The 13,987-nt window shown below is 65.1% G+C and carries 12 protein-coding genes; 6 read left to right on the top strand and 6 right to left on the bottom strand.

Annotated features, from left to right (window positions below; genetic code table 11):
• Positions 1 to 176: 176 nt before the first annotated feature.
• Positions 177 to 1,517 carry an NAD(P)/FAD-dependent oxidoreductase gene (locus BN2476_RS01535; protein WP_087732407.1) on the bottom strand — a complete coding sequence of 447 codons (1,341 nt, stop codon included), beginning with the start codon at positions 1,515 to 1,517 and terminating at the stop codon, positions 177 to 179.
• 456 nt (positions 1,518 to 1,973) lie between these two features.
• Here BN2476_RS01535 and BN2476_RS01530 point away from each other — a divergent pair, with 456 nt between their 5' ends.
• The gene (locus BN2476_RS01530) at positions 1,974 to 2,828 is read left to right on the top strand and encodes a helix-turn-helix domain-containing protein (protein ID WP_087732392.1); all 855 of its coding nucleotides are present in this window, start codon (positions 1,974 to 1,976) and stop codon (positions 2,826 to 2,828) included.
• Between the two features lie 48 nt (positions 2,829 to 2,876).
• On the opposite strand, the gene BN2476_RS01525 is transcribed toward BN2476_RS01530, so the two are convergent.
• Positions 2,877 to 4,721, bottom strand: a complete 1,845-nt coding sequence (locus tag BN2476_RS01525; RefSeq protein WP_087732391.1) for an ATP-binding response regulator — start codon at positions 4,719 to 4,721, stop codon at positions 2,877 to 2,879.
• Positions 4,691 to 5,122 carry a putative pterin-binding protein gene (locus BN2476_RS01520; RefSeq protein ID WP_235850662.1) on the bottom strand — a complete coding sequence of 144 codons (432 nt, stop codon included), beginning with the start codon at positions 5,120 to 5,122 and terminating at the stop codon, positions 4,691 to 4,693. Before BN2476_RS01520 ends, BN2476_RS01525 begins: the two co-directional genes overlap by 31 nt.
• A gap of 313 nt (positions 5,123 to 5,435) precedes the next feature.
• On the opposite strand from BN2476_RS01520, the gene BN2476_RS01515 reads away from it, so the two are divergent.
• Complete coding sequence (locus BN2476_RS01515) at positions 5,436 to 6,383, top strand: phosphoribosyltransferase (RefSeq protein WP_087732389.1); 948 nt, start codon at positions 5,436 to 5,438, stop codon at positions 6,381 to 6,383.
• Positions 6,384 to 6,456: 73 nt separating this feature from the next.
• Here BN2476_RS01515 and BN2476_RS01510 read toward each other — a convergent pair whose 3' ends face one another.
• Positions 6,457 to 8,133 (bottom strand): ATP-binding domain-containing protein, encoded by a 1,677-nt coding sequence (locus tag BN2476_RS01510; RefSeq protein WP_087732388.1) that lies wholly within the window; start codon positions 8,131 to 8,133, stop codon positions 6,457 to 6,459.
• Positions 8,134 to 8,291: 158 nt separating this feature from the next.
• On the opposite strand from BN2476_RS01510, the gene BN2476_RS01505 reads away from it, so the two are divergent.
• The 3 genes from BN2476_RS01505 (at position 8,292) to BN2476_RS01495 (ending at position 10,275) form a co-directional block, all read left to right on the top strand.
• Entirely contained in the window at positions 8,292 to 8,918 is a 627-nt protein-coding gene (locus tag BN2476_RS01505; protein WP_087732387.1) for a glutathione S-transferase family protein, read from the top strand.
• A 4-nt stretch (positions 8,919 to 8,922) separates the two neighbouring features.
• The gene (locus BN2476_RS01500; protein ID WP_087732386.1) at positions 8,923 to 9,549 is read left to right on the top strand and encodes a glutathione S-transferase N-terminal domain-containing protein; all 627 of its coding nucleotides are present in this window, start codon (positions 8,923 to 8,925) and stop codon (positions 9,547 to 9,549) included.
• A gap of 111 nt (positions 9,550 to 9,660) precedes the next feature.
• On the top strand, positions 9,661 to 10,275 hold the full coding sequence (locus tag BN2476_RS01495; protein ID WP_087732385.1) for a Fur family transcriptional regulator: 615 nt from the start codon (positions 9,661 to 9,663) through the stop codon (positions 10,273 to 10,275).
• Positions 10,276 to 10,316: 41 nt separating this feature from the next.
• On the opposite strand, the gene BN2476_RS01490 is transcribed toward BN2476_RS01495, so the two are convergent.
• The gene (locus BN2476_RS01490) at positions 10,317 to 10,781 is read right to left on the bottom strand and encodes a response regulator (RefSeq protein WP_087732384.1); all 465 of its coding nucleotides are present in this window, start codon (positions 10,779 to 10,781) and stop codon (positions 10,317 to 10,319) included.
• Between the two features lie 668 nt (positions 10,782 to 11,449).
• The gene (locus BN2476_RS01480; RefSeq protein ID WP_087732382.1) at positions 11,450 to 12,178 is read right to left on the bottom strand and encodes a TetR/AcrR family transcriptional regulator; all 729 of its coding nucleotides are present in this window, start codon (positions 12,176 to 12,178) and stop codon (positions 11,450 to 11,452) included.
• Positions 12,179 to 12,268: 90 nt separating this feature from the next.
• Between BN2476_RS01480 and BN2476_RS01475 the strand changes: the two genes are divergently transcribed.
• Positions 12,269 to 13,777, top strand: coding sequence for an MDR family MFS transporter (locus tag BN2476_RS01475; RefSeq protein WP_087732381.1), 1,509 nt, complete (start codon positions 12,269 to 12,271; stop codon positions 13,775 to 13,777).
• Positions 13,778 to 13,987 lie beyond the last annotated feature (210 nt).

The raw sequence follows: 13,987 nt of genomic DNA, 5'->3' as shown, positions 1-13,987 counted from the left end.
GTTGAGGGCCCGTGGGTAATCGCCAAGAGGCTCGGTGTGAGCGGCTTTCTTTTGCTTACTTTTCTTTGCGGCGGCAAAGAAAGTAAGTGCCGCCCCGCACAGGGGCAACGCCCGCGCCGGTAGGCGCATCGCGGATGCCAGCGGCAAGCCCAAAAAACCAAACAGCGTCGCAGACATCACAAAACGCTCCTCGGCCGCTGCATCGTCCCATCGAAAAACCGCTGTAACCGGAACGCCGACAAATCCAGCGACGGCCTGCCGTCGTCGATCCATTCCGCCATCAGCCGGCCGACGATCGGCCCCATCGCGAAGCCATGTCCGCAGAAGCCGGTGGCGATCAGCAGACCCGGCGTCTGCGACGGCGCGTCGAGCACGGGAATGCCGTCGGGCAGCACGTCGATCAGCCCCGCCCACGACTCGACCACCTGCGCATCCTTCAACGCCGGAAAAAGCGTGCGCAGCTTCTGCAACGCGCGGGGCGCGTGCGCGCGGTTCGGCTGGGGATTCGGGTCGCGCGGATGCAGCACGCGCTCGCCGGCGGGCACGACGCCTGGCACACGGTCGAGCACATCGCGCACGAACGCGCCGTTCAGATGAAAGCTGAATTTCTCGCGCTGCGTCCTTAGCTCCGGCAGGAACCACTTCAGCGCGCGGAAATGGCCGAACGTCATGTCGACGTCGACCTGCATGTCGTCGGCGAGATTGATCGCGCCGTTCGCGCGCTGACGGATGCCGAGGCCGTGCCCCCAGAACGTCGACGCCGTGACGGCAGGCAACGGGTTCGTGCGCATGCAGGTGCCGCGCACGGCCTGCTGCGGCAACGCGATGCCGAGCGTCGCCAGCAGCCGCCAGCTGCTCGCGCCCGCCGCGCAGATCACATGCCGCGTGTGGATCGTGCCGCGCTCGGTGACGACGCCCGTCACCGAGCCCGCTGCCCGTTCGATGCCGATCACGCCGCAACCTTCGAAGAAGCGCGCGCCCGCCTCGACCGCGCGCGCGGCAAACGCGGCCGCCGCGCGGCGCGGCTCGGCCTGGCCGTCGCTCGCCGTGTACAGCCCACCCAACGCCGGGCCTTGCATGCCGCGCACATGCTGGTCGATCTGCGCACGATCCAGCACGCGCGTGTCGAGCCCGTACTGCTTCGCGACATCCATCCATTGCTGGAACGATGCCCAGTCCTCTTCGTTGTCCGCGACGTAGAGACAGCCGCCCTGCCGCCATTCGAGATCGATGTTCAGCTCGCGTTCGAGCTGTTCCCAGATGCGCATACCCGCCATCATCAGCGGCACTTCGGCTGCCTCGCGGCCCTGCTGGCGCACGAAGCCCCACGCGCGCGTCGACTGCTGGCCCGCGATGCGCGACTTGTCGAGCACGACAGCCTTCACGCCGCGCCGCGCGAGGTAGTACGCCGCTGCGCAACCCATGATGCCCGCGCCCGCGATGACGACATCGGCTCGATCGGGAAAAGGCGCGTCGGCCGGACTCAGGTTCGCGTGCAGCGGATAGGTCGTCGTCATCGGAAAGCGGATTGCGCAGCGTGGCGTGTCGAGGGTCTGCATCTTCTCAGGCCCGCGCGGATGCCGCAATGCCGGTCACAAAGCAAACCGCCGCGCACCCTCTTTTGCGCGCAGGCCACGCGCGCGGCCTGCGTCGGCGAAAGACCATCGACAACCGCGACAATGCGTTACGCATACGTTTTCGCCGCTAAAATAGAATGGCCAGGAACGAGCGAAGCTGTGCCGATCCGCGCGGGCAATCGAATTCACCAGAATGGGCCGTTTTCACGGCCAGGAGCGGCACGCGGCCATGCGGGCGCGGCGCGAAATCAGGCGCGCTGCGCGTTTTGCGGTACATTGGCTGTCCCGCGCAGGGGGCGCGCCCAGCCGGCGCGCCTGGGAGACCCGCGCTACACGCCGTCGAAACGACGCTTCGTCATAAACAACGATTCATACTGACAGACAGAGACTTCGCGCATGTCAAACGAAGCCACCTCAACCGACTCGCTCGCCGTCGCCGAACGCGTGCGCGAGTTGATGAGCCGTCACGGCATCGGCAAGCGTCAGCAGACCAGCGAGCTTTGCCGCATCCTCGATTTGAGCTTTTCGCAGGGCCACCGCAAGCTGCGCGGCAACAGCCCCTGGACGCTCTCGCAGATCAAGAAGGTCGCCGAAGTCTTCGGCGAGCCGGCCGCGCAACTGTTCGGCGCGCAGACGCTCGACCCCGGCATGGTCGGCGCCACCGCGCAGGAAGCGGTGTTTGCGATCGGCTCAATCGAGCTCGCGTGCACCGCATGGATCGGCGCGCCGATCGAAGCGGGCAGCCGGCCGGAATTCATCGCATGGTCGAAGCTCGACCAGTGGCGCGTCGTGCGCTACGACGGCGCGCTCTATCAGAACGCGCACGAAGTCCACAAGATCGAGATCTATCCGCGCCGCGCCGAAACGGACAAGCCGCTGATCGCCGTTGTCGACGACGACCAGGCGTCCGCCGACAACCTGCGCGACTACCTGGAGCGCAGCGGCTTTACGGCCGTGGCGATCTACGGCCTCACCGCGTTCGCCGAAACATTGCAGACTCAGGTGTTCGACGGCGTTGTGATCGACTGGCTGTTCGGCCCGCAGACGTCGGCGGAGGCGATCCGCGCGGTGCGCGCATCGGAAAACCCGGATGCGCCCGTCTTCGTGCTGACGGGCGAACTGCTGACAGGCAAGGCGAGCGAATCGGAGATCAGCGACATCGTGCGCAACTACGATGTGGCCTGCTACGAAAAGCCCGCGCGCATGGCGATACTCGTCGCCGATCTGTCGAAGCGCCTGAGCCGGGCTTAGGCACGCGAAAACGCCGCGAAGCCGCGCGGCGCCCGCCCTCGCGTCATCTCACCCTTCCACGGACGCCCCGTGCCGCGCCGCCAGCGCGCGCTGCACGGCGTCGCGCAGCACTTCGTAGTGAACGGGCTTGGTCAGGCTGTCGAAGAACGGCGCGTCGCCCTGGCGGGCCGGTACGTCCGGCGCATATGCGCTCACGGCGATCACGGGCGTGCGCGCCGCCGCGCCCGTCTTCGCGGCGTACTCGGCCATGAACGCGTAGCCGTCCTTGTCCGGCATATGCAGATCGAGCAGCACGAGATCGCAGCGCCTTGCCGCCAGCCACGCGTGCGCGTCGTCGGCGTTAGCGACGGCGGCCGCGTCGCATTCCATGTGCTCGAGCATTTCGCACAGCGATTCGCGGATCAGCTGGTTGTCGTCGACGATCAGCACCTGCGGGCGGCCGTCGCCGTGCGTCTCGTGCGGCGCGGCCACAGGTGTGGCAGGCGCGGCGACGGACGCGACGGGAATCGTCACCGTGAAGCGCGTGCCCTTGCCCACTTCGCTTTCGACGCCGGTCGTCCCGTTGAACAGCGCGACGAGCCCCTGCACGATCGCGAGCCCCATGCCCGCGCCTTCGAAACGCCGCGTGCGCGATGCGTCGAGCTGCGTGAACTCCTTGAAGATCAGCGGAATCTGCGTCTCGGGCACACCCGGGCCCGTATCGGTGACGACGATGACGAGCGCGCCCGCGTGCTGCTCGAAATGCAGCGTGACGTTGCCGCGCTCCGTGTAGCGGATCGCGTTGGTCACGAGGTTGTTGACGATCTGCCGGATGCGATGCGGATCGGAATCGACGAGACCCGCGCGCCCGCTCGCGCTGCCTTCGAAAGCCAGCCCCTTTGCGCGCGCGGCCGGCTCGTGCTCGTCGACGACGGACGCCAGCAGCTCGCGCGGATCGAAATGCTCATGGCGCAACTCGAGCTTGCCGGCGCCCAGCCGCGCGTAGTCCGTCAGGTCCTTCATCTGCGCTTCGAGATGGCGCGCGGCCGTCTCGAGCCGCTGGATGACTTTGCGGTCGGCCTCGGTGTGAAAGTTGAAGCCGAGCAGCTCGATCGACGACACGATCGCGTGCAGCGGCGTGCGCAACTCGTGGCTGATCATGCCGAGAAACGCGTCCTTCGCGAGGCTCGCTTCGCGCGCGGCGCGGCTCGCCTGATGCTCCGCGTCGAGCGCGGCACGCTGCTGCACGATCAGGTTCGTGCGGCGCCGTCCGTTCATCACGAGCAGGACTGTCGCCGCCGCCGACAGCAACAGCAGCACGAGCCCGCCCGCGAACAGCATCCGGCGCTTCGCGATGAAATCGGAGTTCATCGCCTCGCGATCCTGCACGTCGACGTAGCGGCGGCTCAGCGCGAGGGCGTTCACCTCCTTCCAGTGCTGGCGCAGTTGCTCGACCATCTGCGAGGCGAGCGTCGGCGAATTGGGCAGCGCGTCGAGCATGGGTTGCATCGAGACGAGCATCTCGGACAGGCGCGCGATCTCCTCCTGCTGGCGCTGCACGGCCTCGGCCTGCGCAGCAAGGCGCTGCGTCGAGCCCGCCATCACGCGCAGCTTCGACTGCAGCACCTGGAAGTGCAGCGTGAGCCGCCGATAGTCGCTGTCGACACCCGTCTGGTACAGCAACAGCTGGCTTTCGAGCCGCGCATAGGCAATCTGCAGCTGCGCGGCGTCCCAGTAGAACCCGTCGTAGGTGCCCGTGACCTGCTGGGTCGCGCGGGGAGTGAGAAGAGCCGAATAGAGCAGATAGCTGATCGCCGTCGTCGGCGCTGCGAGCGCGGCGATCCAGATGACGACGAGCACGACGCGGCGCAGCGGGCGCCGTCCTATTTGACGATGAGTGCCTTGATCTGCCATACGAATTTTGCGTCCGCCGCCCCTCCCGCCAGCTCGCTGGGAAATTGGTCGCGCGGGTAGATGAGAAACAGCGGGCCGAAGTCGCTGACCTGCAGGCGCTTGCCGTTCATGCTGTACGCGACGATCACGCCATAGCGGCTCGTATCCGACACGGGAACGGTGTACGTGTAGTCATCGAGCGTGTGGATTTCGATCTCGTCGCCGTACGCGCCCACTGTCTTGAGAATATCCGCGAGCAGCGGCCCCGTGAAGGTCGATTTTGCCGTCCACGTCGTCGACGTCGTAATCGTATGCGTCGGCAGCGCGAGAATCTGCGCCTCCGAAAAATGGAACACGGAATGATCGGGGTCGCTGGTCTTCGCGATCTTGCCTTTCACGTCGAGTTCGAGCGTCGTCGTCATCGGCGCGGCGCTCGCGGTCGGCGCCACGAACGCGAGCGCCAGCACGGGCACGAGCGCGAGCGCGCGTAACCATCCGTATTTGTTGTTCTGCACTTTTGGTCCCTTTCGTGTGGTCTTGTTGTGCGTCTTCTTGTGCGTCTTTTTCCCAAACGTGGCTCGCATTGTGCCTGACATCGCCGTCAGACGATAACGACAGCCCAGTCGGATGCGACGACACAGAATCTTTACACGACGTGCATAATATCGGCTCAATCTCAAAAATGCCGTTTCGCCGACGCGCGTCCATCCGGCCCAACACAAACCGCAAGCCGTCATGAAAAAGCCGGTTCTACCGTTGACCTACGAACAGCTCGACCACTGGATCGATTCTCTGCAGCCCGCCCTGCTCGAAGAGCGCTTCGCGGCCGCTGTCGGCATCTTACGGGGCGGCGCGCCACTTGCGTTAATGGCTTCGCATGCGATCGGCGTGCCCGTCGCGTTTCTCAGCTACGACCGCCGCGCGCGCCATGTCACGTGGGATTCGGCGCAGCCGCTGCCGCCGCCGGGCTCGAAGGTGCTGTTGTGCGAAGACATCGCGGGACGCGGTTTCACGCTGGTCGACTGCATCGCGTTCCTGGAGCAGCACGGCCTGATCGTCAAGACGCTGACGGGCGCATTCGACGAGATCAGCCGCATTCGCCCCGACTATGCGAACGACGCGTCGGGTTTCTTCGCGCTCTTCCCGTGGGAGCGCCAGGCCTACACGGACGATTACCGCGAGGACTGGCTGAAGGTCGAGGCGGGTTCCGCCGAGAAAATGGCGCAAGACCACGAGTACGCGACATACGCGATCGATCTGGACGGCATCCTGCTGCCCGACGTGCCGCTGTCGCGCTATGACGAGGACCTGTCCGCCGCGTTGAACGAACGCGATGCGCTGCTGCCGTTCGAGATCCTGCCCGACGTCGATCTGGAGAAAGTGCGCGCGGTGATCACGGGCCGGCCGCACGTCGATCTGGACCGCACCCGCGCATGGCTGGAGCGGCACGGCTTCGGTCATCTGGAACTGGTGATGCGCGCACCGGACATGCACAACGAGACGCCCGCGGGCGCCGCCGCGCACAAGGCGCAGGCCGCGCTGCGCTGCGGCGTCACGCATTTCATCGAAAGCGATGCCGTGCAGGCGCTCTTCATCGCGAAGCAGGCGCCGCTTCTGCGCGTGATCTGGTGGGATGCGCTCGAGCACAAGGGCACGCTGATCAGCGCGTCGGCGTGGCGCTGAGCTGCGACGCCTTCGACACCTTCGAAGCCTCAAAGAAGCAAAGGTGCCCGGCCGCGCCCGTCCCCGTGGCGCGCTACGCCGCTGCCTGATCCTTCGCTTCGCCCAGCTGCAAGTGCCGCGCGGCGCGCTGCGAAGCGACGACGATCAGCTTCATCGTCGCGCGCGTCGCGCCGACGAAGAGCTTGCGGGCATTGCGCTCGTCGAACTCGTCGAAATCGACTTCGCTCAGGATCACGCACGGCGCCGACTGTCCCTTGAAGCGATAAATCGAGTCGAGCAGCACGTCGCCGTCGCGGTATGCGGGGTTGCCGAACAGATCGTATTTGCCCGTGAAGCTGCGCAGCCGGTGCGGGCCGAGCTGATCGAGCGGCCAGAGCACCGAGCCCTCGCGTCCGCGAAACGACAGCACCGCGATGTCCTGCTTGCGAAAGCCGAGTGCGAGCGCCTGCGTGATCACGCGCTTGGTCGCGTCGATGCAGCTTTCGGGTGACTGCGCTTCGTCGTAAGTCGACAGCAGGATGTCCGAGCCGTCGAACGGACCGCCCGCCGCCAGCGCGCCCGCGAGCGGCACCGTCGCGCCGACCACGTCGCGCAGATAGTCGAGGATGTCGCGCGGGCTGCGATAGTTGGTCGACTCGCGCAGCACCGTCCAGCCCGGCAGCGCGACGCTCTCGCGCATGTACAGGTTCTGCAGCGGATCTTCGAGCCACCACCACGCGCCGCCCGGCTTCAGCAGCCGTTCGAGCGCGGGCACCCAAGGCTGCTGGAAATCCTGGCCCTCGTCGACGATCAGCACGTCGTACTGCCAGCGCGCATCGATCGGCGTGGCGGCGAACGCGCTATCGAGCTTGTCGAATACGTCGTTGCTCTGGAAATCGGGCGCTTCGCCGCTTTCCCGCACGACCCAGTCGCATAGCTGGTGATAGTTCGCGACCTTCGCCTCGGGCGGCGCGACACGCGCGATATGGTCCGCGAGCGGCCGGTTGAAGCACACGTACAACGGCCGCTCGCCGCGCGCGACGGCATCGTTCATCACCTGCACGGCAAGCTGCGTTTTGCCGGAACCCGCCGTGCCGATCACGCGCAGCCGGAACGGCGTGAATTCGAGCCGCCGCGCCCATGTGGCCAGCCCGCCCGCGAGCCGCGTGACGAGCGTGCCCGCCTGGCCGACGAGCGCGCTCGCGTCGGGCGTGAGCGCGAGTTCGTCGGCGAGAAAGTGGTGGATTTTCGATGCGCACGCGAGACGCGGCTCGTCGGCGGGCAGCGCTTCGAGGATGGTGCCGATGAGCTTGTCCTTGCGGTTCGCGTCGACGATGCGCGCCGGGTTCACGCCCGCAATCGCCGCATCCCTGACGATGTGGTCCGGGCAATACAGCAGCTCTTCAATGAAATACGTGCCTGCGCCGAACGCCGCCGTGAAGCGCCGGTGCAGCCCCTCGATCGTGCGCGCGAGCGCGATCGCCACGTTGCGCTCGGTCTGCATGTAGACCTTGACGAGGCCTTTCGGCGTCTCGCGCAAAAAGCCAGTCTTCTGCTCAACGATCATCACGCGCCCCGACGGGCTGACGATCACGAAATCGGCCTCGCCGAACACGGAAAAGCCTTCGTGCAGGCGCGTCCAGTGCACGCCGTGATAGACCGTGTAGTCGCGCGGAAGCGCTTCTTCGAAGAGCGCCAGCGTTTCGCGCTCGCGAGCGGCGGCGCCCGTGGCGGCGAGACTCTTCCAGTCGTCGGGGACAATGCGGGCCATGCGATGCCTCGTCATGTTGGGTGCGCTCATTGTACGCAATGCGTGCATGCGGATCGGCGGCGCCCGGAAAGAAAAACCCGCATCGTGTATCGTTACTGGTTGAACGCCGCGCACGAGGCGCGGCTTGCCACTGTAGACGAGTCAAAGAGGATTACCGGATGATTACAATCTGGGGACGCGCCAACTCGGTCAATGTCCAGAAAGTCTTGTGGGTGTGCGACGAACTCGTCCTGCCTTACAACCGCATCGACGCCGGCCTGCAATTCGGCCGCAACGACGAACCCGACTACCTCGCGATGAACCCGACGGGCAAGATTCCGACGCTCGTCGACGGCGATTACGTGCTGTGGGAATCGAACTCGATCCTGCGCTATCTGGCGATGCAGTACGGCGCGTCGAGCCTGCTATACCCCACGGAGCCGAAGGCGCGCGCGAGCATCGACCGCTGGCTCGACTGGTCATTGTCCACGCTTCAGCCTGCCGAGCGTCCCGTGTTCTGGACCATCGTGCGCACGCCGGAGGCGGAGCGCGACAACGCGAAGCTCGCCGCCGACATCGACAACGTCGCGAAGCTGTGGAAGCTGCTCGATGTGCACCTGCAAGGGCGCTTCCATATCGAAGGCGATCACTTCACGCTCGCGGACATCGTGCTCGGCGCGTACGCGAAGCGCTGGTTCGGGCTGCCGGGCGTCGAGCGTCCGTCGACGCCGAATCTCGAACGCTGGTATCAGCGGCTCTCGACGCGCCCGGGCTTCAAGAAATACGTCGACCTCGATCTGACCTGAACTCATGACGATCACGCTCTATGCATGGGGCACGCCGAATGGCCGCAAGGTCAGCGTCGCGCTCGAAGAAATGGAACTGCCGTACGTCGTCAAGCCGATCAACATCACGCAGGACGACCAGTTCGATCCCAACTTCCTCGCGATCAGCCCGAACAACAAGATTCCCGCGATCGTCGATCCCGACGGACCGGATGGCCAGCCGATCAGCGTGTTCGAATCGGGCGCGATCCTGCTGTACCTCGGCGAGAAGACGGGCAAGTTCCTGCCGAAGAGCCTGCGCGAGCGCGTGCCCGTGCTCGAATGGCTGATGTGGCAGATGGGCGGCTTCGGCCCGATGCCGGGACAGGTGCATCACTTCGCGGCGCTCGCTTCCGAGGACGACAAGCGCTACGGCCTCAAGCGCTTCTCGACCGAGACGCGGCGGCTCTATGCGGTGCTGGATAAGCGGCTGGGCAAGACGGAATACGTGGCGGGCGAGTTGTCCGTCGCGGACTTCGCGATCCTCGGCTGGGCGTGGCGGCATGAGCGCCACAAGGTCGATCTCGCCGACTACCCGAACGTCAAGCGCTGGTACGACATGCTGTTCGAACGTCCGGGCGTCAGGCGCGGGTTCGAAGCGAAGCTCGACTGACGCGGGCCGCTGAGCGCCGCGCATGCAGAGCGGCGATCGGCAATCCGCAGGCTTCAACCGCGGGGGTCAACCGCGGGGTTCAACCGCGGGGTTCGACCGTATAATCAGCGGATGAAAAACGCCAAGTCAACGGCTGCCGCCGCCGCTTCCGCAACGGCAGGCGCATCGAATCCAGCGCACCGCCCGCAGCAACACGAACACCTCGCGGAACACGAGCATTCGCATGCGCACGATCCGCATCGCGAGCATGCAGGGCACGCGCAGGGCACGCCGGCGTCCGCGGAGGCGGCGCTTGCGTTGGCTGAAGAATACTGTCGCGAGCGCGGCGAAAAGCTCACGCCGATCCGGCGCAAGGTGCTGGAACTGCTGCTGACGTCGGGCCGCGCCACCAAGGCCTATTCGCTGCTCGACGACATGCGTCAGATTCATCCCGGCTCCGCGCCGCCCACGGTGTATCGCGCGCTCGATTTCCTGCTGTCCGCGGGGCTCGTGCACAAGATCGAATCGATCAACGCGTTCGCCGTCTGTCACGACCTCACGCAATGCCAGCACGGCATCCTCGTTGTCTGCCAGCAGTGCGGCAATGTCACGGAACTGCATCAGCCCGCGCTGCGCGAAGCGCTCGTCGCGCAAATCGAAAACGCGGGCTACCGGCTCGCCGGAGATGGAATCGAGCTGAAAGGGCTGTGCTCGGCATGCCAGGCCGCGCAAGCCGCCGGCGGCTGAACTGGCCCGTCTTCGTCAGACGAGGCGCCGCGGTTCGAACATCAGGTCAAACCGGCGGCGCGCGCGCCGATCGCGTCGCGCAGCAGTGTCACCAGCGCGTCGGGCGGCGCGGGCTTCGTCATGAAGTGCTGGAATCCCTCGCCGATGCTGCGCAGCCGGTAGGCTTCATCCGTATGGCCCGTCACGGCCACTGCGACGCAAGGCGCGTGATCGCCGCGAATCTCGTGATCCCGCAGACGCTGGATCAGGTAGAAGCCGTCCATCGCGGGCAGGTCCAGATCGCAGACGACGGCATCGGGCAGCACCCGAATGGCGGCTTCGACGCCCTCTTCGGCATCCGCGACGGCGATGACATTGGCCCCTTCTGATTCGAGCAGAATTTTCAACGATTCCCTGTTTTGCGGGTCGTCTTCGACGAGCACGATCGTGGCCTGATCGAGCCTCAATACTCCGTTCATCTTGATGTTATTGCTGTAAAAGCTGGTTATGCACTCTGACGTGGCCATGATGTTACGTACTTGTGTACCGCGCCAGCGCCGGCAGCGGAAAAGAGTTCAACGTTTCTACTCTCGTAGGGTCGTTCTTACCAACGGACGACGGACGCGCTGTCCGTCCGCCAACCGTTCCCGACTCGCGTAGTCGTCACCGTGTGCCCGGCGCGTTCGGCGCCGCGCACATCCCCTCTTCGGACTCGATTGTCCGCATCGAGTTGCACGCGACCGTGCGCTTGCGAGCACGTCCCGCCGCGTTCAAAAAGCGCCAGGACAGGCACGATGACCGAGCCTGCGTGCAAGCGGCACCGCGCCATCTTGACGGCCGCGCAAGGCGCTTGCGTGACCATCAGAAGGCGCGCAGACAACGAGAGGAAGCTTGTGAAGCGCGCGCAGGATGAAATGCGGGCCAGCCGGCCGAAACGGTCGAAGGCAAGGCACTGCGATGCATTGCGATCTTCTTCCTGTTCCTCGTTGTCTTCGTCGTCAACCTGTCGATGGGCGCGCGGAAGATGGCTCATTGCCGCGCCGGCGCAAGACAGCATGGCGAACGTCGACCTGCGAAACACACGGGTGGATCAAGCACATTGCGTGCCGCCGGCAAATTGCGCCAGGCGACGGCGGAATGCCTTGAAGGTCTGAAGAAAGCGGCCGGATATCGAGCGATGCGCAACCGGCACGACTCACGCGCGCGGCTTCGGCACCACACCATGCGTGAGCAACGCAACGGCATGACGCGCGATGTCGTCCGCTGTCAGCTTTCTGCGCACGGGATCATGGCGCCACATCGCGGACGTGGCGAGCGGCAGGATCGCCAGCCCGATCACCGACAGAAACACAAGCGACGGCTCCAGATCCGGATTCAGCCGCCCTTCCTTCTGCCAGCGCTCGATATACGCGATGCCGCGCCGCTGGTTCGCATCGCCGAAACGCTCGTGCATGCGCTGCTTGAGCAGGCCGCCCTCGCTGATCACTTCGCGAATCCACAGCGAAGGAAACCACGGATAATCGCCCGCCACTTCGACGAGCCGCTGCGCGAGCAACGTGATCGCCGCGATGGGATCGTCGGGATTCGCGTCGAACGAACCGGCGAGCCGCGTTCGCAGCGGCAGGAAACGTTCGTCGATCAGCACGTCGAGCAACTGATCGCGGGTCTTGAAGTAGTAATGCATCATCGCGGGCGTAAAGCCGGCCTCGCGCGCAACCTGGCCGAGCGTCGTATCGACGATGCCCTGCCGCGCGAACAGCGCGAGCGCCGCGTCCAGCAGACGGGCGCGCTGCTCGGGGCCGCGTCCGCTGCCCGACGGCCGGCCCGGACGGCGCGCCGCGATGGCGGGCACCGCCGCGCCCTCGTCGTCCACATGCGGCGCATGCCCCGCCTGACCGAGACCCGATACCGATTTCCTTGTCATGACAGTGAGATTGACGAATGACTTGATGTCGCATATATTAATCTGTGTGTTAATTAATTTCAAGCCAACTTGAAAGCATTGGAAGCAGAGATGGAAACCCAGACCCTTGCCCCCGACGCCGCGCCCGGCACGACCGAACGCCCGTCGCTGCGCGTGCTGTTCCCGGCGCTGCTGCTGGTGATGCTGCTCGCGGCGCTCGACCAGACGATCGTGTCGACGGCGCTGCCGACCATCGTCGGCGACCTCGGCGGGCTGGACAGCCTGTCATGGGTCGTCACCGCCTATCTTTTGACGTCGACGATCGTCGTGCCGCTGTACGGCAAGTTCGGCGATCTGTTCGGCCGCAAGATCGTGTTGCAGACGGCGATCGTGCTGTTCCTGATCGGCTCGGCGCTGTGCGGGCTCGCGCAGAACATGACGCAGTTGATCCTGCTGCGCGCGCTTCAGGGACTCGGCGGCGGCGGACTGCTCGTCATCACGATGGCCGCGATCGGCGACGTGATTCCGCCTGCCGAGCGCGGCCGCTATCAAGGCGTGTTCGGCGGCGTGTTCGGTCTTGCGACCGTGATCGGCCCGATGATGGGCGGCTTTCTCGTCGACCATCTGTCGTGGCGCTGGATCTTCTACATCAACGTGCCGCTCGGCATCGCCGCGCTGCTCGTGATCGGGGCCGTGTTCAAACCGCGCGTCGCGCACGTGAAGCACACGATCGACTACATGGGCGCGGCCTTCCTCGCAGGCGCCCTCACCTGCTTGATCCTGTTCACGAGCCAGGGCGGCACGGTGCTGCCGTGGACCTCGCCGCAACTGTGGTTCACGCTCGTGCTCGCGTTTATTTGCATCGGCGGGTTCATTTATGAAGAGCGCCTCGCTGTCGAGCCGATCATGCCGCTCGAACTGTTTCGCGACCGCACGTTTCTGCTGGCGAGCGCGATTGGTTTTATCGTCGGCGTGTCGCTGTTCGGGTCGGTGACTTTTCTGCCGATGTATCTGCAGGTCGTGAAGTACTCGACGCCTTCCGAAGCCGGCATGCAGATGCTGCCGATGATGGGCGGCGTGCTGGTGATGTCGATCGTCACGGGACGCATCATCAGCAAGATCGGCAAGTACCGGATGTTCCCGATCATGGGCACGTTCCTCGTCGGCGTGGCGATGGTGCTGCTCACCACGCTAAAGCTCTCGACGCCCGTTCATGTGATGTATGCGTATATGGGCGTGCTCGGCTGCGGTCTCGGCATGGTGATGCAGGTGCTCATTCTTGCCGTGCAGAACGCGGTGCCGTTCAGGCATCTCGGCACGGCGACGTCAGGCGCAACGCTGTTCCGTTCGATCGGCGGCTCGGTCGGCGTCGCGGCATTCGGCGCGATCTTCTCGAATGGGCTTGCGGCTCGACTGCAAGCGCTGATTCCGCCCGATACCGAACTGCCGCACGCACTCGGCCCCACTGCGATTCACAACTTGCCCGCCGTCTTGCGCGACGACTACTTGCAGTCATTCGCGAGCGCGCTGCACACCGTGTATCTCGTCGCCGCCTGCGTAGTCGTGCTTGCGTTCGCGCTTGCGTGGCTGCTTAAAGACCATCCGCTGCGCAAGCATTGAAAAGCGCATCAGACGCTAGCAAACACAAGAACAACGAGACGCGCAAACGGCGTCCAATGCCTGGATAAAGGCGTGCAGCGTCTCTATCACGTGCTTGTGCATAAAGGCTGGTGTGCGTTGCGCGCCGGCCTTTGATTTGATCGATGTGTTTCCTATGATCAAAACGTATCGGGCGGCGTTGCAATACCGTCTATGCATAAACCCTGATTT

The organism is Paraburkholderia piptadeniae (assembly GCF_900007165.1).
GTDB lineage: Bacteria > Pseudomonadota > Gammaproteobacteria > Burkholderiales > Burkholderiaceae > Paraburkholderia > Paraburkholderia piptadeniae.
Note: the sequence above shows the minus strand (reverse complement) of the source record. Positions and strands in the feature narration are given on the sequence as shown.

Excerpts from the sequence above, each read along its gene's own strand:
- BN2476_RS01510 (WP_087732388.1), bottom strand. The coding sequence starts at position 8,133 with ATGGCCCGCATTGTCCCCGACGACTGGAAGAGTCTCGCCGCCACGGGC.
- BN2476_RS01520 (WP_235850662.1), bottom strand. The coding sequence starts at position 5,122 with ATGACGACGACGCTCGAACTCGACGTGAAAGGCAAGATCGCGAAGACC.
- BN2476_RS01480 (WP_087732382.1), bottom strand. The coding sequence starts at position 12,178 with ATGACAAGGAAATCGGTATCGGGTCTCGGTCAGGCGGGGCATGCGCCG.
- BN2476_RS01535 (WP_087732407.1), bottom strand. The coding sequence starts at position 1,517 with ATGACGACGACCTATCCGCTGCACGCGAACCTGAGTCCGGCCGACGCG.
- BN2476_RS01525 (WP_087732391.1), bottom strand. The coding sequence starts at position 4,721 with ATGGCAGATCAAGGCACTCATCGTCAAATAGGACGGCGCCCGCTGCGC.
- BN2476_RS01505 (WP_087732387.1), top strand. The coding sequence starts at position 8,292 with ATGATTACAATCTGGGGACGCGCCAACTCGGTCAATGTCCAGAAAGTC.
- BN2476_RS01475 (WP_087732381.1), top strand. The coding sequence starts at position 12,269 with ATGGAAACCCAGACCCTTGCCCCCGACGCCGCGCCCGGCACGACCGAA.
- BN2476_RS01495 (WP_087732385.1), top strand. The coding sequence starts at position 9,661 with ATGAAAAACGCCAAGTCAACGGCTGCCGCCGCCGCTTCCGCAACGGCA.
- BN2476_RS01490 (WP_087732384.1), bottom strand. The coding sequence starts at position 10,781 with ATGGCCACGTCAGAGTGCATAACCAGCTTTTACAGCAATAACATCAAG.
- BN2476_RS01530 (WP_087732392.1), top strand. The coding sequence starts at position 1,974 with ATGTCAAACGAAGCCACCTCAACCGACTCGCTCGCCGTCGCCGAACGC.
- BN2476_RS01500 (WP_087732386.1), top strand. The coding sequence starts at position 8,923 with ATGACGATCACGCTCTATGCATGGGGCACGCCGAATGGCCGCAAGGTC.
- BN2476_RS01515 (WP_087732389.1), top strand. The coding sequence starts at position 5,436 with ATGAAAAAGCCGGTTCTACCGTTGACCTACGAACAGCTCGACCACTGG.